We start from the raw sequence: 19,044 nt of genomic DNA on the forward strand, positions 1-19,044 counted from the left end.
GGTCCGTCTTTGATCGGCGGGACTCCCGGGGGCCAGCCCCCGGACCCCCGGAGTATTTGTGGAAAGATGAAAGTCAGGCGGGTTCCGGCGCGAGCGTGGCGGCGGCGGCGTCGAGCCGGCGCAGCGCCTCGTCGGCCTCGGCCGCGCTCAGGGTCAGGGGCGGCAGCAGGCGCACGATATTGTCGGCCGCGGGCACCGTGATCAGCCCCTGGTCATAGCCGGCGCGCACCATGTCGGCGGGGGCGCAGCGCGTGCGGATGCCCAGCATCAGGCCCAGGCCGCGCACGCTGTCGAAGACATGCGGGTGGGCGGTGACCAGCGCCTGCAGCCCGTCGCGCAGCTGCGCGCCGCGCGCCGTCACGTTGTCGAGGAAACTCGGGTCGGCCACGTGGTCGAGCACCGCCAGCCCCACGGCGCAGCCCAGCGGGTTGCCGCCATAGGTGGAGCCATGGGTGCCCGCGACCATGCCGCTGGCGGCGGCCTCGGTGGCCAGAACCGCACCCAGCGGGAAGCCGCCGCCGATGCCCTTGGCCACCATCATGATGTCCGGGGTCACGCCGGCCCGTTCATGGGCGAAGAGCCGGCCGGTCCGGCCCATGCCGCATTGCACCTCGTCAAGGATCAGCAGGATCCCCTTCTCGTCGCAGAGCGCGCGCAGGCCCTTCAGGCATTGCTCCGGCAGGACGCGGATCCCGCCCTCGCCCTGGACGGGTTCGATCAGGATGGCGGCGGTCGTGTCGGTGATGGCGGCATGCAGCGCGTCATGGTCGCCCCAGGGCAGATGGGTGAAGCCGGGCAGCACCGGGCCGAACCCGTCCACCATCTTGGGCGCGCCGGAGGCGGCGATGGCGGCCGAGGAGCGGCCGTGGAAGCAGCCGTCGAAGGTCAGGATCTCGGTCTTCTGCGGCTGGCCGGCATCGTGCCAGCGCTTGCGCGCCATCTTGACGGCCAGTTCGCAGGATTCGGTGCCCGAATTTGTGAAGAAGACCGTGTCGGCAAAGGTCGTCTCGACCAGCCTTGCGGCCAGCGCCTCCTGCTGGGGGATCTCGTAGAGGTTGGAAACATGCCAGAGCCGGCCCGCCTGTTCGGTCAGCGCCGCAACCAGATCGGGATGGGCATGGCCCAGCGCGTTCACCGCGATGCCTGATCCCATGTCGAGAAAGCGTCGACCATCCGCCTCGATCAGCCAGCTGCCTTCGCCCTTGACGAAATGCAGGGGCGCGCGTGCATAGGTGGGCAGGACGGGAGCGATCATCGCTTTCTCCTCGGGAATGTGAGGCCTTGATTGGTGGCAAGCCACCGCGGCCAAGTCAAGCTGTACGGGGGAAGGGACACGAGGGGCGGGCCCGCCGAGGCGGGAGAGCATTCAGGCTCGTCGGATACCGGTCGCATGTGTCATGCAGCTCGCTTAGGCAGGCCGTCTTCGAAAAGCAAGCGTGAATTTCCGCGTTGCCTGCGCAGCACGCGCTGTTCTAGCCTTGGGCCATGCAGGCGCCCGTGATCGACAATCTGCAATATTGCAACTTCTCGGAGCGGATCTTCCGCCATCTGCGCGAGGGCGGCGTGGACGCGATCCATGTCACCGTGGCCTATCACGAGGATTTCCGCGAGACGGTCGCCAATCTCGCCCGGTGGAACCGGCTGTTCGAGCGCCACCCCGGGCTGATCCTGCGCGGCACCGAGGCGGCCCACGTGGCGCAGGCGCAGGCCAGCGGGCGCACCGCGGTGTTCTTCGGGCTGCAGACGCCGCATCCGCTGGGCGACGATATCGGCATGGTCGAGATCCTGCACCAGCTGGGGATCCGCTTCATGCAGCTGAGCTACAACACCCAGTCGCTGCTGGCGGCGGGGTATCTCGAGGACGAGGATACGGGCCTGACCCGGATGGGCCGCGAGGTGGTGGCCGAGATGAACCGCGTCGGGCTGGTCGTGGACATGAGCCATTCGGGCGAACGCTCGACGCTGGAGGCGATCGAGGCCGCGACCCGCCCTATCGCCATCACCCATGCCAATCCCGACTGGTGGCACCCGGTGGCGCGCAACAAGTCCGACACGGTGCTCAAGGAGCTGACCAATGCGGGCGGGATGCTGGGCCTCTCGCTCTACCCCCACCACCTGAAGGACGGGCCGGACTGCACGCTGGCGGCGTTCTGCGAGATGGTGGCCGAGGCGGCCGAGCGCTACGGCGCGGACAATCTCGGGATCGGCAGCGATCTCTGCCAGGACCAGCCCGACAGCGTGGTGCGCTGGATGCGCGCCGGGCGCTGGACGCGGGCGCAGGATGACAGCGCGCGCTTTCCGCCACAGCCCGAATGGTTCCGCGACAACCGCGACTGGGACACGCTGCGCGACGGGTTGCGCGGCGTGGGCTTCTCGCGCGGCGAGGCGGACGGCATCCTGGGCGCGAACTGGCTGCGCTTCTACGAGACGAGCTTCGGCCCGGCCTGAAACCCGGCCTGAACGGGGCCCGGCTCAGCCGGGTTTGCGCGCGGTCAGGCAGAGGAACAGGATCGCGCCGTAGAACCGCCCCGCCGCGATGCGGTCGCGGCATTCGGCGACGAAGCCCTCGGCCAGCGCCGGGCCCATCTCGCCGGCGCGCCGCGCGGCGTCGACGCCGCGCCCGATCAGGGTCTCCAGATAGGTGGCCGGCGCGGTCTGGACATAGCCGAAGGGCTCGGTCGTCACGGAAGTGAAGCCCTGCGCCATGGCCGCCTGCGGCAGGGCGCGCATGACATAGGGCGCGTGGATCAGGTTGCGCATCACCGCCTGCATGGCGGCCTGCAGCGGATCGCCCTCGAACAGCGCCACGGTGTTGGTGGCGTAATCCCCGTCGAACACGGCCAGCGTGCCGCCCGGGCGCAGGACGCGCCACGCCTCGGTCAGCGCGGCCCCGGTGTCGGGGATGTGGGAATAGACCGTATGCGCCACGACCACGTCGACGCTGGCCGCTGGCAGCGCGCTTTGCGTGACATCGCCGGTGCGGAAGCTGACCGGGCCGCCCTCGTCGAAACGCGCCCGCGCGCGCGCCAGCAGCGCGGCCGAGGGGTCCACGCCCACCAGCCGCGAAGGCGCCATGTGCCGGGCCAGCTGCGCCGTGCTGGCGCCATTGCCGCAGCCCAGTTCCAGCACCTCGGCCCCCGGTCCGGGCAGGCCGCCCATGTAGCGCGCGCAGATGGCCTGCATCTGCGGCTCGGCCGCGCGCGCATCCATGGAGGCGGCGATGGCGTCGATCACGCCCTCGGGCTGGTCGGCGATCTGCAGGTAGATGTCCGGCATGCGCGTTCCCCCGGCGGCATGGCCTTCAGTGTGACGCAAGGGCAGGCAAAAGGCAAAACCCGTCTGCGTCTGGCGCCCTGCAGGCTTTTCAGACGGGGGCCGCCATGGCACTCTGCCATCTCATGAAGGACCTACTGGACCCGCCGCCGCCCCAGACGGACCTGCGCCATCCCGCGCAGGTCATGCGGCCGGAGCGGCTGGGCGCGATGATGCCGACGCGGCTCTCCTTCCTGCGGGTGCTGACCCGCCAGCTGTCGGCCGAGGGCGCGCGCCTGACCCGCCCGGTCTGGCAGATCGACGCGCAGGGACATGGCCACGCGGTCTACACGATCCCGCTGGGCGGGCGACCCTACAGCCTCGTGGCCGTGTCTTGCCACCTGCCCGACGCGATGCGCACCGACCGGGTGATCGCCACTGCATGGGATGCGGGGTTCGTGCTCTATGACGGGGTGCCGGATGCGGCCGAGATCGCGCGCCTCTGCGCCGCCGCGCCCCGGCAGGAGGCCGCCCGCTTCACCGAGCGTGACCTCGTGCTGTCGCGCGCCAACAAGTCGGTGCGGCTCTTCACCCATGTGGTCGACCGCCTGCGCGCCGGGGCGCAGCCCGATCCCGCCCGCATCGCCGAGGTCGGCTACCTGATGCGCACCACCGCGGTCTATGGAAATGGCAAGTTCGGCATCGCCGATCGCGGCGTGATCGCCGGGCGGCCCGGCATCGGCGGGGCCTTCGCGGCCGAGATGCTGACCGTCTGGCTGATCCGCTGCTTCACACATGACCTTGTCGAGCATCTGGGCGGCGCGGCGCTGGAGCCCGCGCTCAAGCGGCATCTCGGCATCGGCAATGCCACGGGGCTGGGCATGGCGCCCTTCCTCGTCTCGCACCCGGTGCTGCTCAACAACTGGATGCTGGCGCGCGAGACGGCGCTGGCCCGGGTGCGCGCCATCGGCAGCCTGTCAGAGACCGAGCGCGACCGCCTGCGCGCGCTGGCACGGCGCGCGGCGCAGCACCTGGAGGCCTGGCAGGTGCCCGACCCGGACGCCGCCGCGCGCATCGCCCGGCTGCGCGCCGACTGGCCGCAGGTGCTGGACTGGCTGGACGCCCTGCCCGAGCGCCGCCCGCTCGACACGTTGGTCCGGCGCGGCGAACACCACTCGCCCGACCTGCAGGAGCTGCTGGTCGCGCTGGTCCTGGAACCCTTCGGCGCGCTGGTCGACCCGCTGGCCGCGCAGATGGTCGAGCCACCCGGCGCGCAACCGGCCCTGTTCGGCGATGCGGTCGAGCTGCGCCAGGCCATTGCCGAGCAGTTCGGCTGGGCGGTCGAGATCGATTTCGACGCGCCCGGGGCGCAGCAGCTCTTCTGGTACGTCTCCGAGGAAAAGCGCGAACCCCGGCTGGGCCTGCGCGATACCGAGCCGGGGGCCGAGCGCGAAAGCCCGCTGGACATCGCCCGCCGGGTCAAGGCGCTCTGGCAGGCGCTGGACGGGGTGCAGGATCTGGCGGCGTTCCGGCAGGCCCACCCGCACCACGAACTGGCGATCCGGCGCGTGCAGATGGCGGTGTTCCACCCTTTCTCCGAGATCCGCGGCAACCTGATCGGCGCCGGCTGCCGCCCCGTCGACATGCTGCGCTGCAAGCTGGCCCTGTTCGGCGCCACCGGCTTCGATCCCAAGTCCGACCGCTGGACCCGCGTGACCCTGGCCCAGGGCGCGCCCCTGCCCGAAGAGCTGGGCAGCCCGCGCGCCGATGACTGGTGGCTGGAGGTGCTGCAGGCGTGACCCGCTCGGCCAGCGAAATCGCGGCGCTGGCCCGGGAGGCGGCCCGCGGCGCCGGCTTCCCCCCCGCGCAGGCCGACAGTTTCGGGCGCGCCGCCGTGCTGCACCTGGCCCGCGGCGGAGACGAGGCCACCCTGCGCGCCGCGCTGGCCGATCCCGCCGACAGCCCCATCCTGCGCCTGCCGCTCCTGGCCGAGGACATCCTGCGCGCCCTGACGCTGGCCGGGCCCCAGGTCGAGATGACGCTGCATCCCGGCGACGCGGCATTGGCCCCGGCCTATATCGCGCTGCTCGACATCGCGATCGAGACGCTGGAAATCGTGCCCGGATCCGACGGGGCGCAGCGCCTGCGTGTGCACGCCGACGCCGAGCGCGTCGCGGCAACCGCCCTGCCCGCCCGGCTGGCAGTGAGCGAGAGCCTGGCGGCCGAGCTGGGCGCGCTGGCCGACCGCACGCTCGTGCCCGCCTCCGAGCAGTCGCGCAGCGCGGGCGCCGGGGCGGGCGATATCGACAATGACTGAGCGCGCTCAGGCGGGCGCGAAGGGATCCTGCGGATAGCCGACGCCCGCGAGGTAGAGCCCGTGCGGCGGGCAGACCGGCCCGCAGGCCGCGCGGTCGCGCGCCTCCAGCGCCGCGCGCACATCCTCGGGCGCCCAGGCCCCGGACCCGACCCGCTCCAGCGTGCCCACGATCGAGCGGACCTGGTTGTGCAGGAAGGAGCGTGCGCGCAGCCGGAACTGCAGCTCGGGTCCCGCCGGCCCCTCCAGCGCGTCGATCTCCAGCGAATCCAGCGTCTTGACCGGTGATTTCGCCTGGCAGATGGTTGAGCGGAAGGTGGTGAAATCGTGCTGCCCCACCAGCAGCGCGGCCGCCGCGCGCATGGGGCCGACCTCCAGCTCGTGCTTGACCTGCCAGACCTGCCCGGCCTCCAGCGTCGCCGGCGCGCGGCGCATCAGCAGCCGGAACAGGTAGCGCCGCTCGATGGCCGAAAAGCGCGCATGCCAGTCCTCCGCCACGCGCGCGACCTGCCGGATCGCCACCGGCGCGGGCTTGAGATGGAAGTTCAGCGCCTCGCCCAGCCGGAACGGCGCCCAGTCCCGCGCCATGTCGCACTGCGCCACCTGCCCGCGCGCATGCACCCCCGCATCGGTGCGCCCGGCCGCGGCGATGGTATGGGCGCGCGGCTCGAGCTGGGCCAGGGCCGCCTCGATGGCGCCCTGGACCGAGGGCTGGTCCGCCTGCCGCTGCCAGCCCGCGAAGGGCCGTCCGTCATATTCCACCAAAAGCGCATATCTGGGCATGGCGCGCCTCTTACCCCGCCACCGCGCCGACCGCAAACCGGCCGGGCCCGCCCGTACCACGCGCCGCGGCGGCGGGCGGGGGTGGGCGGGCGGGACGCCTGCCGCCGCGGCGCCCTGCCCGCCTGCGCGCGATTTCCGCCGCGCGCCCACTGGCCCCGCATCGCATCAGCCCTTAAGTTGCGGGCGAACAGCCCGAAAGGCGCACCATGGTCATAGGCACGATCGCCGACACGCTCACCCGCGGGATGGAGAACATCACCGGCACGGTCTCGGAAACCTTCCTGGAACCCACCATCCGGCTGGGGGTGACCGGGCTGGCGCGGGCCGGCAAGACTGTCTTCATCACCTCGCTGGTCGCCAACATGATGGACCGCGCCCGCATGACCGGGCTGGTGGCGCAATCCGAGGGGCGGATCCTGTCGGCTTTCCTGCAGCCCCAGCCCGACGACACGCTGCCGCGCTTCGACTACGAGGATCACCTCGCCGCGCTCACCGCGCGCACCCCGCGCTGGCCGGACAGCACCCGCTCGGTCTCGGAGCTGCGCCTGTCGCTGCGGATCCGGCCCAACGGGCTGCTGGCCGGGCTGCAGGGGCCGCGCACGCTGCATCTCGACATCGTGGACTATCCCGGTGAATGGCTGCTCGATCTCGGCCTGCTCGACCGCTCCTACGCCGAATGGTCCGAGACCATGCTGGCGCGCATGGAAAACCGCCCAGGCGGCGACGCCTTCCTGCAGATGGCCACGACCGAGGCCGCGGCGCAGAAACTCGACGAGACCGCCGCCCGCCGGCTCTCGGATGCCTACACGCAGGCGCTGCGCAGCGCGCGGGAGGCCGGGTTCTCGGATTGCTCGCCGGGCCGTTTCCTGCTGCCGGGCGAACTCGAGGGCTCGCCGGTGCTGACCTTCGCGCCGCTGCCGCCGCAGGACCGGCCCGACCGCCGCAGCCTCTGGCGCGAGTTCGAGCGCCGCTACGACGCCTACAAGGCGCGCGTGGTCAAACCCTTCTTCCGCGACCATTTCAGCCGCATCGACCGGCAGATCGTGCTGGTCGACGCGCTGGGGGCGATCCATGCCGGCCCGCGCGCCATGGAGGACCTGCGCCAGACGCTGGCCGACATCCTGACCGCCTTCCGCCCCGGCGCCAATGCCTTCCTCAGCCAGCTGCTGTTGGGCAAGCGGGTCGAGAAGATCCTCTTTGCCGCGACCAAGGCCGACCACCTGCACCACACCCAGCATGCCCAGCTGACCGCCATCATGGAGGCGTTGACCCGCGAGGCCCGCGACCGCGCCCGCTTTGCCGGGGCCGAGACGCAGGCCCTGTCGCTGGCCGCGCTGCGCGCCACGACCGAGCAGATGGTGCCGCATGACGGGCGCGAGCTGCCCTGCGTGCGCGGCACGCTGCTGGAGCCCGATGGCAGACGCGGCCGCCACGCCGCCTTCTATCCCGGCGCCCTGCCCGAGGATCCCGGCGCCCTGCTGGGGCCGGCGCGTTCGGGCGCCGAGGCCTGGCTCGACGCGGATTACCAGGTCATGAGCTTTGCGCCGGCGTCGCTCACCCTGAAACCGGGCGAGGGCCCGCCGCATATCCGGCTCGACCGGGCCACGCAGTTCCTGATCGGAGACCGGCTGTGATCGCCCTGCGCCCCGCCCGCAGCACCGATGCCGGCAAGCTGGGCGAGATGATCACCCGCGCCGTGGCGGCGCATGACTGGAAGCCCGTGCTGCATACCGGGGCCGAGGACATCGCCCATGCCGGCCGGCTGATCGATCGCGGCTGGGTGACCGTGGCGGTGGACGCCGATGACCGCGTGGCCGGCTTCCTTGCCCGCGAAGGCGGCTATATCCACGCGCTCTTCGTCGCCCCGCAGGCCCAGGGCAAGGGGGCGGGAACGGCGCTGATCGCGCAGGCCAAGCGCGACTGCGACCGGCTCGAGCTCTGGACCTTCCAGGCCAATCGCGGCGCGCGCCGCTTCTACGAGCGCGAGGGCTTTGCCGAGGCCGAGCGCAGCGACGGCGCCCGGAACGAGGAAGGCCTGCCCGATATCCGCTTCACATGGGCGGCCGGACAGGACGCGGTGCGGGACACGGCGCCCGGGGAAGCGGGGGCTGGCAACGCCGCGGCCGGGCCGGACGCGGCGCCCTCCGACCCCGCTGGAGATCCGGCCGACCGCGCGCCGACACCCGCAGCCTCAAGCGCAACCGCCCCGTCCGGACCGGCCGGCGCCACGGAGACACCAGAATGACCGACCGCCAGGGCCCCGTATTGATCGAACTCGACGGTGACACCGCGGCGCCCGGCCCGGCCGAGGCGCCGCCCGTGCCCGAACCCGACGCCCCGGTGCCGCCGCGCGGGCAGGCCATGGCCACGGTCGCGGCGCTCTCGTCGCGCCCGCCCTCGCGGCTGGCGCGCTGGTTCTGGCGGCTGCTGGCGGTGCTGGTGACCACGCTGGTCTCGATCGCGGCCTGGTCGCTGGCCACCTCGCTCATCGCGTCGAACCCGCTGCTGGGCTGGGCCGTGGCCGCGCTGATGGCCGCCTTCGTGCTGGTCTGCGTGCTGATCGCGATCAAGGAGATCGCGGCCTTCTCGCGCCTGTCGCGGATCGACGCGCTGCACCATGCCGCCGAGACGGTGCTGGCCGATGACGACCTGGCGGGGGCGCGCAAGCTGGTGGTGCAGCTCGACGCGCTCTATGCCGGGCGCGAGGACACGCGCTGGGGCCGCGAGAAACTGGCCGAGCGGCGCGACGAGATCTTCGATGCGGCGGGGCTTCTGGGCCATGCCGAGACGGCGCTGCTGGCGCCGCTCGACCGCGCCGCGCAGGCCGAAGTCGAAGCCGCCGCCCGGCAGGTCGCCACGGTGACCGCGCTGGTGCCGCTGGCGCTGGCCGACGTGGCCGCGGCCTTCAGCGCCAACCTGCGCATGATCCGCCGGATTGCCGAGATCTATGGCGGGCGCTCCGGCACGCTGGGCAACTGGCGGCTGACGCGGGCGGTGATGTCGCACCTGGTGGCCACCGGCGCGGTGGCGGTGGGTGACGACATGCTGGAGCCCGTGCTGGGCGGCGGCATCCTGGCCAAGCTGTCGCGCCGCTTCGGCGAGGGGATGGTGAACGGCGCGCTGACCGCGCGGGTCGGGGTCGCGGCCATGGAGGTCTGCCGCCCGCTGCCCTTCGGCACCAAGAAGCGTCCCTCGGTGCGGGCGATCATCCGCAGCGCGCTCAGCGGGCTTGTCCTCTCCGACCGCGACTGACGGCGGGAACGCCCTTCGAAGGGCGTTCCGTCAACGCGTTTGCAAACGCGTTGGGACGCGGTTTCGAAACCGCGTAGGCAAGCCGCTTCGAAGCGGCTTCCCCCGGCCCGGGCGGCTCCGGCAGGTCCGGAATGCCGGACCTGCCGGCACGCTGCGATCGGGTCTACCCTCGCGCCGAGGTCATGAGGTCCCCTGATGGAAGCTCTTTTCGTACTGCTCGGTGTCGTGCTGCTGGCCACCCCCGTCGCGGTGGTGGTCCTGGTCATCGCCCATCTGCGCCTGCGCAGGGCCCTGCGCGACATGCAGGCCCGGCTGGCCTCCTTGGAGGGGTGGGACGCGGCCGCCGCAACGCCAGACCCGGCCCCCGTTTCCGCTGCAACGCCCGACTCTGCGCCCGCCGCGGCGGAGCCCGTCGCTCCCAAACCGCCCATGCCGCAAGCTAATGCCGCGCCCGCTGCGGCCAAGGCCCCGACTGGCGCGGTGGTGCTCCGTGCCGACCGGTTGGACGCGCTGGGGCGCTGGCTGCGCGAGAACTGGTTCTACGCCGCCGCGGCCCTGTCGTTGGCGCTGGCGGGGATCTTCCTCGTGCAATACGGGGTCGAGACGGGCCTGCTGACCCCGCCGGCGCGGGTCGCCGCGGCGCTGGGATTCGGCGCGCTGCTGATCGCGGGGGGCGAGGTGATTCGCCGGCGCGGCGGCGACGGGCCCGACAGCGCCACGGCCTACCTGCCCTCGGTCCTCTCCGGGGCGGGGCTGGTGTCGCTGATGGGCGGCGTTCTGGCCGCGCGGCTGCTCTATGACCTCGTGGCCCCGGGCCCGGCGCTGGCGGCGCTGTTTGCCATCGCGCTGGCGGGGCTGGTGCTGGGCTGGCGGCACGGGCCGCTTCTGGCCGCGATCGGGCTGGGTGGTGGCATGGCCGCGCCCTTCCTCGTGGGCGGGCAGACCGACCGTCCGGAATGGCTGCTGCTTTATTTCGCGCTGCTCACCGCGCTGGGGCTGGGGATCGACACGCTGCGCCGCTGGGCCTGGATCTCGGCGCTGGCGCTGGTGCTGGGCTTCGCCGCCGGCTGGCTGCTGGTGCTCGGCGGCGCAGATAGCGCGCTGCGGGCGGGCTTTGCCGTCTATGCCGCGGCGCTGGTGCTGATGGCGACGCTGATCCCGGCGCGCGCGCTGACGCCCGATCACGCCGAACCCATGGTGAGCGAGGCGCTGCTGCGCCACGAGACCGTGGGCTGGCCCATCTTTCCGCTGCGCCTGTCCATGGCGGCGCTGCTGGGGGCCTGCCTGCCGCTGCTCTACGCGGCCGCGCAGGCGCCCGTGACCTGGTGGATCGCGCTGGCGCTGGCCGCCGGGCTGGCCGCGCTCTTCGCGCTGTGGTCGGAGCGCGCGCCGGGCCTGCAGGATCACGCCCTGCCCCCGGCGCTGGTGCTGCTGGCGCTCATCGCCGCGCCCGAGCTGAACCGGCCGGTGCTGGAGGCGCTGCGCGATGGGCTGGCGGCGCTGGAGGGCCAGACCGAGACGCGCCTGCCGCGCGAGATCACGCTGGTCCTGCTGGCCGCGCTGGTGCCTGCACTGGCTGCCTTCCGCCGGGCCTTGCAGCCGGGGCGTTTCGGGCTGTTCTGGGCCGGGGCGGCGACGCTGCTGGCGCCGCTTGCCGGTCTTGCGCTGGAGCTTTCATGGCAGCCCGCCGCGCTGATCGGGGCCTGGCCCTGGGCGCTGCACGCGCTGGCGCTGGCGGCGCTGCTGTCGGGCATGGCGGGGCGCATTGCCCGAGCCGACGGCACCGACCGGACCCGCGCCGCGCTGGCAGCCGTGGCCGCGCTGGCCTCCTTGGCCTTCGCGCTGACCGTGATCCTGACCGAGGCCGCGCTGACACTGGCGCTGGCGGCGACCGTGGTGGCCGCCGCCGCGCTGGATCGGCGCTTCGACCTGCCGTTGATGACCGGCTATATCGCCGCCGGCATCGTCGCGCTGGGGGTGCGGCTGGTGGCCGATCCCGGGCTGGGCTGGGCGACATCCGCCCCGGTGCTCGAGATGCTGGCCGCCTATGGCGGCACGCTGGCGGCGCTTCTGGCGGCGCTCTGGCTGATCGGGCCGCGCCCGCGCCCGCGCGCCCGGATCTTCCTCGAAAGCGCCGCCTGGTCGGTGGGCGGCATGACGCTGAGCCTGATCCTCTACCACGTGATCGAGGCCTTTACCGGCCACGCGCCGGGAATGGCGCATTGGGTGCTGGGCCTGCATGGCGCGATCTGGGCCGCGCTGGCGCTGGCCCAGCTGGAGCGGTTGCGCCTCGGCGGCTGGCTGATCTGGCTGCGCGCCGGGCTGGCCGCGCTCTTCGGGCTGATCGCGCTGATCACGCTGGGCCTGGCGGCCAGCCTCGGCAACCCGCTGCTGGCCGCGCAGGAGATCACCGGGCCACTGATGCTGAACACGCTGGCGCCAGCCTACCTGCTGCCCGGGCTGGTGATCGGGCTGGGCGCGCTGCGCCTGTCCACCCTGCCCCGCGCGCTGCGAATCGCGCTGGCGGCCGTCGCGGGCCTGCTGGTCGTGGGCTGGGCCGGGCTGGCGCTGCGCCATGGCTGGCGCGGCAGCGAGGCGATGCTCTACACCAGCGGCACCACCCAGCCCGAGCTCTATTCCTACACGGTGGCGCTGCTGCTGGCCGGGGCCGGGCTGTTCTGGCAGGCGCTGGCGCGCCGCTCGGCCCCGCTGCGCCGCGCGGGCGTTCTGGTGATCGGGCTGGCCGTGGCCAAGGTGTTCCTGGTCGACATCGCGGGGCTGGCCGGGCTGGTGCGGGTCTTCTCCTTCCTGCTGCTGGGCCTGTCGCTGGCCGGGCTGGCCTGGCTGAACCGCTGGGCGCAGGGCGCGGGGCCGGAGGCTGACCCGGCGTCGCGCGACCCAGTTTGATCCAGCGCATGGCGCATCGGCCACGACCCCGCTTGAGTGGCGCAAAGGGAGCCACGCCATGCAGGATCTGCCCGAGCACGGCCACAGCCAGGCCGAGATCGACGACCGCCTGTCCCGCCCGCCGGGGCGGGGCGATTTGCGCGACGTGGTCTATGGCGCCATCGACGGGGCGGTGACCACCTTTGCCATCGTCGCGGGCGTGGCGGGCGCCGGGCTGTCGCCCTTTGTCATCGTGGCGCTGGGGCTGGCCAACGTGCTGGCCGACGGCTTTTCCATGGCCGCGGGCAACTACTCGGCCACCAAGGCCGAGCTGGACGACATCAGCCGGCTGCGCGCCGTCGAGGAACGGCATATCCGGCTGGACCCCGAAGGCGAGCGGCGCGAGCTGCGCACGATCCTGGCCAACAAGGGGCTGTCGGGCCCGACGCTGGAGGCGGCGGTGGACCAGATCGCCGCGCGGCGCGACTCGTGGATCGCCGAGATGATGCAGGGGGAATACGGGCTGGGCCCCACCGACCCGCACCCGCTGCGCGCCGCGCTGGTGACCTTTGCCGCCTTCCTCGTGGCGGGGATGATCCCGCTTCTGCCCTTCGTACTGGGCATCGGCGAGGCCTTCTTCCTGTCTTCGGCCCTGACGCTGGCGGCCTTCTTCGCCATCGGCACGCTCAAGAGCCACTGGTCGCTGTCGCCCTGGTGGCGCTCGGGGGCCGAGACGCTGGCCATCGGCGGCGCGGCGGCGGGAATCGCTTACGGGGTGGGCACGCTCTTCACGGTCTGAGCCGGCGACAGGCGGGTATTCCGGACTGCGCGGGCGGCCGCGGCCGGGATAGCGTGACGGGACAGATCCCACGCATTTTTCCCGGAGCCCGTTTCATGATCACCTATTTTCCCGACGCGCTTGGCGCCGACCTGCTGCGCCTTCTGGGCGTGCTCGGCTTCCTGCTCTACGTGCTGCTCTACACCTCGCTGTCGCTGCGCTGGCTGCACTCGGACAGCATCCTGTATTTCTGCGGCAATATCTGCGCCGCCTCGATGGTGCTGATGAGCCTGACGCTGGATTTCAACCTCGCCGCCGCGCTGATCCAGATGTTCTGGATCGCCATGGGCATCCCCGCGATCCTGCTGCGGCTGGGGCGGATGCGCTCGGACCGCCGCGCCGACCGGCTCAGCGCAGCGACCCGGTGGGCGGCAACAGGTCGCCACACACCAGCCGAGTGAGCGTCCGCGGCAGCGGCGGCACGGTCGAGAGCGGGAACAGCACGCGGTCGCGCAGCCACGGCAGAACCGTGCTGTCCGACTGGTATTGCGGCGTGAAGAGCCGGCTCATCAGCTGGTAGGTGCGCACGTGCCAGCGCCGCGCCCGGGCATAGCCCAGTGCGGCCACCTGCGTGTCGCCCTGCGCCAGCCGCAGCGCCTGCGCCAGCGCCCAGGCGTCCAGCAACGCCATGTTCGCGCCCTGCCCCAGCTGAGGGCTGGCGCGGTGGGCCGCGTCGCCGATGAAGATCACCCCGTCGCGCATCGGCCGGCGCAGCGTGCCGTGGCTGTAGCGCGCCATGGTCATCTGGTCATGGTCGGTGATCTGCGCGACGAAGGGGGCGAAATCGGGCCAGAGCCGGCAGGCCTCGTCCCGCCAGTCCTGCAGCGGGCGGGCCTGCCAGTCGGCATGGGCCTCGGCCGGCAGCGACCAGAAGATCGCCGCCTTGCGGCCGTCCTGCCCCGGCAGGCGGCCGACGGGCAGCACGCCCAGCATCCGGCAGGCGCGGCGATAGCGCTGGCGCAGCTCGTTGCGCGGCAGCCCGGCCTCGGGGCGCCAGTCCACCGTGGCCCAGAGCGCGCCATAGCCCAGCGGCCGCGCGCGCAGCGGCGACAGGCAGGAGCCCGCGCCGCTGGCATCGACGATCAGGTCGAAGGGCCCGGCCTCACCGCCGCCGGCAAAGCGCAAGCGCCGCTCGGTCGCGCCGATCACACGGTGCGCGGGCACGATCCGGGCCCCGGCCTGCACAGCCACGTCATGCAGCGCCTGGAACAGCGCGGCGCGGTGGATGGCCAGGCCGAAACGCGGATCGCCGGGCGCGTCATAGGCCACGTCGAGCACGGGTCGGCCGGTCTCGGCCTCGTGGCCCAGCATCCGGTGGATCGGGTTGCCCAGTGCGCGGGCCGTGGCCCCGGCGCCAAGCGCGTCCAGCACCTCGAGCCCCACGGGCTGTACCACCAGCCCCGAGCCCACCGGCGCGGGCGCGTCGAACTGGTCGAACAGGTGCACGTTGTGGCCGTCCTGCCGCAGCGCGGCCGCCAGGGCCAGACCGCCGATCCCGGCCCCCGCGATGGCGATCTCGAGCGTCTTCATGCCTGTCTCCTTTGGCGACAGAGAACCCGCGCGGGCGCATCAGTGCAAGAGACGCGCTGCCGCAGGCGCGATGGCCGGGCGCCCGGAGCGGTCATGAAAAAGGCCGGGGCAGATCGCCCCGGCCTCTTCCCGGATTGCCGTGCCGGCTCATTGATTGGCCGGTGCGGTCTCCTCTGCCGTGTCGCCGGCCGGAGCGGTCTCGTCCGCCGGTGCGGTCTGCTGCGCCGGTGCCGTCTGCTGGGCGGGGGCCGTCTGCTCTGCCGGCGCGGTGCCGTCCGCCGGGGCGGTCTGCTGCGCGGGCGCGGCCGGGTCCGCCGGGGTCGCGGGGTTGGTTGCGGCGCCCTCGGTGGCCGGGGTGATCGTCGTCTCCACCTCGGAGCCGCGCGGCGACAGCGCCACGGCGACGATGATCACCACCAGCACCACCGCGGCCAGCACGCCCAGCATGGTGCCGGCGCCCCCGCGCGAACTGGGCAGGGGGCGGCCGCCGCGGGTCCGCGGGTCGGTCTCGTGCGGGATCTCGGTCAGTCGGGGATCGCGGGTCTCGTAGGCCATGATCGTGCTCCTCTTCGGGTCTGGATGGACCCGGACCAGCCAGCGGGGCCGGCCCGGCGTCACGCATCCGACAAACGCCTGCACTGCCCGCCGCGGTTTCCCCCTGCGCCGCGCCCTGCCCCGCCTCGGCCAGCTCTTGCCGGAACCGGGCCCGCGGGCGCGCGGGTTTCAGCGCATACCGTCGCATACGGCAGACACCGGCGATGGCTGGCCGATCCCTGTGCGGCGCCCGGGCGGGAACATGCCGACATGGGCTCTCTGGACGGGCGAGCGCCATGCGCCTATAAGGCCGGCATGTGGACCCGTTTCGCGATCATCCTGCGAATTACATGCCCGGCGCTCTGACTGACCGAGCCGCCGGGACAAGGCGTATGACCCTCCGCGCCGCCCTCACCCAGATCCTTCCGAACGACGACCCGAGGACGCAATTCCATGTGCGCCGACACGCCTGAGTACAAAGACACCCTGAATCTGCCCAAGACCGGCTTTCCCATGCGGGCCGGCCTGCCCAAGCGCGAGCCCGGCTGGCTGGAGCGCTGGGAGCGCATCGGCATCTATGACCGCCTGCGCGAGACCGCCGAAGGCCGCCCGCCCTTCATCCTGCATGACGGCCCGCCCTATGCGAACGGCAACCTGCATATCGGCCACGCGCTGAACAAGGTGCTGAAGGATTTCATCGTGCGCAGCCAGCAGATGCTGGGCCGCGACGCGCGCTACGTGCCCGGCTGGGACTGCCACGGCCTGCCGATCGAGTGGAAGATCGAGCAGCGCTACCGCGAGAAGGGCCGGAACAAGGACGAGGTCGACGTGGTCGACTTCCGCCAGGAATGCCGCCGCTTCGCCGAGGGCTGGGTCGACATCCAGCGCAAGGAGTTCCAGCGTCTGGGCGTGACCGGCAACTGGCCCGAGCCTTACCTGACCATGGATTTCCATGCCGAGCGGGTGATCGCGGAAGAGTTCCAGACCTTCCTGATGAACGGCACGCTCTACCAGGGCTCCAAGCCGGTCATGTGGTCGCCGGTCGAGAAGACCGCGCTGGCCGAGGCCGAGGTCGAGTATCACGACCACAAGAGCCACACGATCTGGGTGCCCTTCCGCATCGTCTCGGGCGGTGATGCGCCCATGCCCGCGGGCGAGGATGACGATTACGCCGGCGCCGACCAGGCGCTGCTGGCCTCCGACCTGCAAGGGGCCAAGGTGGTGATCTGGACGACCACGCCCTGGACGATCCCGTCCAACAAGGCCGTGGCCTACAATCCCGAGATCTCCTACGGGCTCTACGAGGTCACCGGCCGGCCCGAGGAATGCTGGGCCCGGATCGGCGACCGCTACCTGCTGGCCGACAGCCTCGCCGAGGAGGTGTTGGGCAAGGCCCGCCTGCAGGACGGCATGTGGCGGCGGCTGCGCGGCGTCACCGCGCAGGAGCTGTCGACCATGACGCTGGCCCACCCGTTCCGCGGGCTGGACGGGGCCGAGGGGTTCTGGGATTACGACGTGCCGATGATCGATGGCGACCACGTCACCGACGAGGCGGGCACCGGCTTCGTGCACACCGCGCCCAGCCACGGGCAGGAGGATTACGACTGTTTCGTGGCCCGCAACTGGCTGGACCGGATGACCCACAACGTGGGCGAGGCGGGCGAGTTCCTGTCCCATGTGCCCGTCTTCGCGGGGCTCGAGATCATCACCGCCAAGGGCAAGGAGGGCAAGGCCAACACAGCCGTGATCGACAAGCTGGTCGAGGCCGGCGGGCTGCTGGCGCGCGGGCGGATGACGCACAGCTACCCGCATTCCTGGCGCTCCAAGGCGCCGGTCATCTACCGCAACACGCCGCAATGGTTCGCCGCCATCGACCGCCCCGTCGGTGACGGGCAGGACACGCATGGCACCACGATCCGCGAGCGCGCGCTGACCTCGATCGACGAGCTGGTCACCTGGACCCCGCGCACCGGGCGCAACCGCCTCTATTCGATGATCGAGGCGCGGCCCGACTGGGTGCTGTCGCGGCAGCGCGCCTGGGGCGTGCCGCTGACCTGCTTCACCCGCAAGGGGGCGCTGCCCACCGATCCCGACTTCCTGCTGCGCGACCCGGCGGTGAATGCGCGCATCAACGAAGCCTTCGAAACCGAGGGGGCGGACGCCTGGTACAAGCCGGGCGCCAAGGCGCGGTTCCTGGGCGCCGACTATGACCCCGAGGAGTGGGAGCAGGTCTTCGACATCCTCGACGTGTGGTTCGATTCCGGCTCCACCCATGCCTTCGTGCTGCGCGACCGCGCCGACGGGGCGCCGGACGGGATCGCCGATCTCTACCTCGAGGGCACCGACCAGCATCGCGGCTGGTTCCACTCGTCCATGCTGCAGGCCTGCGGCACGAAGGGCCGCGCGCCCTATCGCGGCGTGCTGACCCACGGGTTCACGCTGGACGAGAAGGGCAACAAGATGTCCAAGTCGCTCGGCAACACGATCGTGCCCGAGGAGGTCGTCAAGCAGTACGGCGCCGACATCCTGCGGCTCTGGGTGGCGCAGACCGACTATACCGCCGACCAGCGCATCGGGCCCGAGATCCTGAAGGGGGTGGCCGACAGCTATCGCCGGCTGCGCAACACGATGCGTTACCTGCTGGGGGCCGTGGCCTATTACGACCCGGCCGAGCGGGTGGTGCCGGCCGAGATGCCCGAGCTGGAGCGCTACATCCTGCACAGGCTGGCGGAACTGGATCACGCGGTGCGCAAGGGCTATGCCGAGTACGATTTCCAGGGCGTGTTCCAGCAGCTGTTCAACTTCTGCACGGTGGAGCTGTCGGCCTTCTATTTCGACATCCGCAAGGACGCGCTCTATTGCGATGGCGACACGGCCCGGCGGCGCGCGGCGCGCACGGTGATGGACATCCTGTTCCACCGGCTGACCACCTGGCTGGCGCCGGTGCTGGTCTTCACCATGGAAGAGGTCTGGCTGGAACGCTTCCCGGGCGAGGACAGCTCGGTCCACCTGCAGGACATCCCCGAGACGCCGGCGGACTGGCTGGACGAGCCGCTGGCCGCCAAATGGGCGCAGGTGCGGCGCGCGCGGCGCGTGGTGACCGCCGCGCTCGAGGTGCAGCGCTCCGAGAAGGTGATCGGGGCCTCGCTGGAGGCCGCGCCGGTTGTGCATGTGCGCGATTCCGAGATGCTGGCGGCGCTGCGCGAGGTGGCGTTCGAGGATGTCTGCATCACCTCCGACATCATGCTGACCGGTGACCCGCTGCCCACCGAGGCCTTCCGCATGCCCGAGATCGAGGGCGTGGGCGTGGTGTTCGAGAAGGCCGAGGGCCAGAAATGCCAGCGCTGCTGGAAGATCCTGCCCGATGTTGGCCAGCACGCCCATCCCGCGACCTGCAAACGCTGCAGCGCAGCATTGGGGTAAGGCGGACGCGCGTTCGAACGCGCGTCTCCCGCCCGCCCGGGCCGGTGCCGTTCCGCGCCGACCCGGGTTGGGTCAGGGCGCCCCGTTCGGGCCGGGCGCGCGGCAAGCGCGTTGCAACGCGCTTCGAAGCCGCTTCGAAGCGGCTTCCGCCCCGCTCCAGCATCAGAGCGGCCGGGCATCTCGGCGATTGCCCGACCGTGGCCTGGCGCGCTAGGCTGAAAGCGTCCCGCCA

Annotated in this window: 15 protein-coding genes; 10 read left to right on the plus strand and 5 right to left on the minus strand. The window is 72.1% G+C overall.

The annotated features are described in order from the left end of the window. Nucleotides 1-73: 73 nt before the first annotated feature. Nucleotides 74-1,255, minus strand: coding sequence for an aspartate aminotransferase family protein (locus AVJ23_RS00200; protein ID WP_058860145.1), 1,182 nt, complete (start codon nt 1,253-1,255; stop codon nt 74-76). A 230-nt stretch (nt 1,256-1,485) separates the two neighbouring features. On the opposite strand from AVJ23_RS00200, the gene AVJ23_RS00205 reads away from it, so the two are divergent. Next, entirely contained in the window at nt 1,486-2,448 is a 963-nt protein-coding gene (locus tag AVJ23_RS00205) for a membrane dipeptidase (RefSeq protein ID WP_058860146.1), read from the plus strand. A 24-nt stretch (nt 2,449-2,472) separates the two neighbouring features. Here AVJ23_RS00205 and AVJ23_RS00210 read toward each other — a convergent pair whose 3' ends face one another. Further along, the gene (locus AVJ23_RS00210; protein ID WP_058860147.1) at nt 2,473-3,276 is read right to left on the minus strand and encodes a methyltransferase domain-containing protein; all 804 of its coding nucleotides are present in this window, start codon (nt 3,274-3,276) and stop codon (nt 2,473-2,475) included. A 122-nt stretch (nt 3,277-3,398) separates the two neighbouring features. Here AVJ23_RS00210 and AVJ23_RS00215 point away from each other — a divergent pair, with 122 nt between their 5' ends. Continuing rightward, nucleotides 3,399-5,051, plus strand: a complete 1,653-nt coding sequence (locus AVJ23_RS00215) for a hypothetical protein (RefSeq protein WP_058860769.1) — start codon at nt 3,399-3,401, stop codon at nt 5,049-5,051. Beyond that, nucleotides 5,048-5,569 carry a hypothetical protein gene (locus tag AVJ23_RS00220; RefSeq protein WP_058860148.1) on the plus strand — a complete coding sequence of 174 codons (522 nt, stop codon included), beginning with the start codon at nt 5,048-5,050 and terminating at the stop codon, nt 5,567-5,569. Before AVJ23_RS00215 ends, AVJ23_RS00220 begins: the two co-directional genes overlap by 4 nt. A gap of 6 nt (nt 5,570-5,575) precedes the next feature. Here the strand turns inward: AVJ23_RS00220 and truA are convergent, their stop codons facing one another. Continuing rightward, nucleotides 5,576-6,349 carry a tRNA pseudouridine(38-40) synthase TruA gene (truA, locus tag AVJ23_RS00225; RefSeq protein ID WP_058860149.1) on the minus strand — a complete coding sequence of 258 codons (774 nt, stop codon included), beginning with the start codon at nt 6,347-6,349 and terminating at the stop codon, nt 5,576-5,578. 206 nt (nt 6,350-6,555) lie between these two features. Here truA and AVJ23_RS00230 point away from each other — a divergent pair, with 206 nt between their 5' ends. The 6 genes from AVJ23_RS00230 (at nt 6,556) to AVJ23_RS00255 (ending at nt 13,726) form a co-directional block, all read left to right on the plus strand. After that, nucleotides 6,556-7,983, plus strand: coding sequence for a YcjX family GTP-binding protein (locus AVJ23_RS00230; protein WP_058860150.1), 1,428 nt, complete (start codon nt 6,556-6,558; stop codon nt 7,981-7,983). Beyond that, nucleotides 7,980-8,594: a GNAT family N-acetyltransferase gene (locus tag AVJ23_RS23540; protein ID WP_367576911.1), complete on the plus strand. Its 615-nt coding sequence runs from the start codon at nt 7,980-7,982 to the stop codon at nt 8,592-8,594. Before AVJ23_RS00230 ends, AVJ23_RS23540 begins: the two co-directional genes overlap by 4 nt. Next, complete coding sequence (locus AVJ23_RS00240; RefSeq protein ID WP_058860151.1) at nt 8,591-9,601, plus strand: YcjF family protein; 1,011 nt, start codon at nt 8,591-8,593, stop codon at nt 9,599-9,601. The genes AVJ23_RS23540 and AVJ23_RS00240 overlap by 4 nt, the downstream gene beginning before the upstream one ends. Before the next feature lie 195 nt (nt 9,602-9,796). After that, a complete protein-coding gene (locus AVJ23_RS00245) occupies nt 9,797-12,508 on the plus strand; it encodes a DUF2339 domain-containing protein (protein ID WP_058860152.1) in 2,712 nt (903 codons plus the stop codon). Nucleotides 12,509-12,566: 58 nt separating this feature from the next. Continuing rightward, nucleotides 12,567-13,286, plus strand: coding sequence for a VIT1/CCC1 transporter family protein (locus tag AVJ23_RS00250; RefSeq protein ID WP_058860153.1), 720 nt, complete (start codon nt 12,567-12,569; stop codon nt 13,284-13,286). Nucleotides 13,287-13,381: 95 nt separating this feature from the next. Continuing rightward, nucleotides 13,382-13,726, plus strand: a complete 345-nt coding sequence (locus tag AVJ23_RS00255; RefSeq protein WP_058860154.1) for a CBU_0592 family membrane protein — start codon at nt 13,382-13,384, stop codon at nt 13,724-13,726. On the opposite strand, the gene AVJ23_RS00260 is transcribed toward AVJ23_RS00255, so the two are convergent. Beyond that, nucleotides 13,674-14,855 (minus strand): FAD-dependent oxidoreductase, encoded by a 1,182-nt coding sequence (locus AVJ23_RS00260; protein ID WP_058860155.1) that lies wholly within the window; start codon nt 14,853-14,855, stop codon nt 13,674-13,676. The genes AVJ23_RS00255 and AVJ23_RS00260 overlap by 53 nt on opposite strands. Before the next feature lie 147 nt (nt 14,856-15,002). Then, nucleotides 15,003-15,410: a hypothetical protein gene (locus AVJ23_RS00265; RefSeq protein ID WP_058860156.1), complete on the minus strand. Its 408-nt coding sequence runs from the start codon at nt 15,408-15,410 to the stop codon at nt 15,003-15,005. A gap of 432 nt (nt 15,411-15,842) precedes the next feature. Here AVJ23_RS00265 and ileS point away from each other — a divergent pair, with 432 nt between their 5' ends. Continuing rightward, nucleotides 15,843-18,812 (plus strand): isoleucine--tRNA ligase, encoded by a 2,970-nt coding sequence (gene ileS, locus AVJ23_RS00270; RefSeq protein WP_058860157.1) that lies wholly within the window; start codon nt 15,843-15,845, stop codon nt 18,810-18,812. The last annotated feature ends 232 nt before the right edge of the window (nt 18,813-19,044 follow it).

The organism is Pseudoponticoccus marisrubri, from assembly GCF_001482405.1.
GTDB lineage: Bacteria > Pseudomonadota > Alphaproteobacteria > Rhodobacterales > Rhodobacteraceae > Pseudoponticoccus > Pseudoponticoccus marisrubri.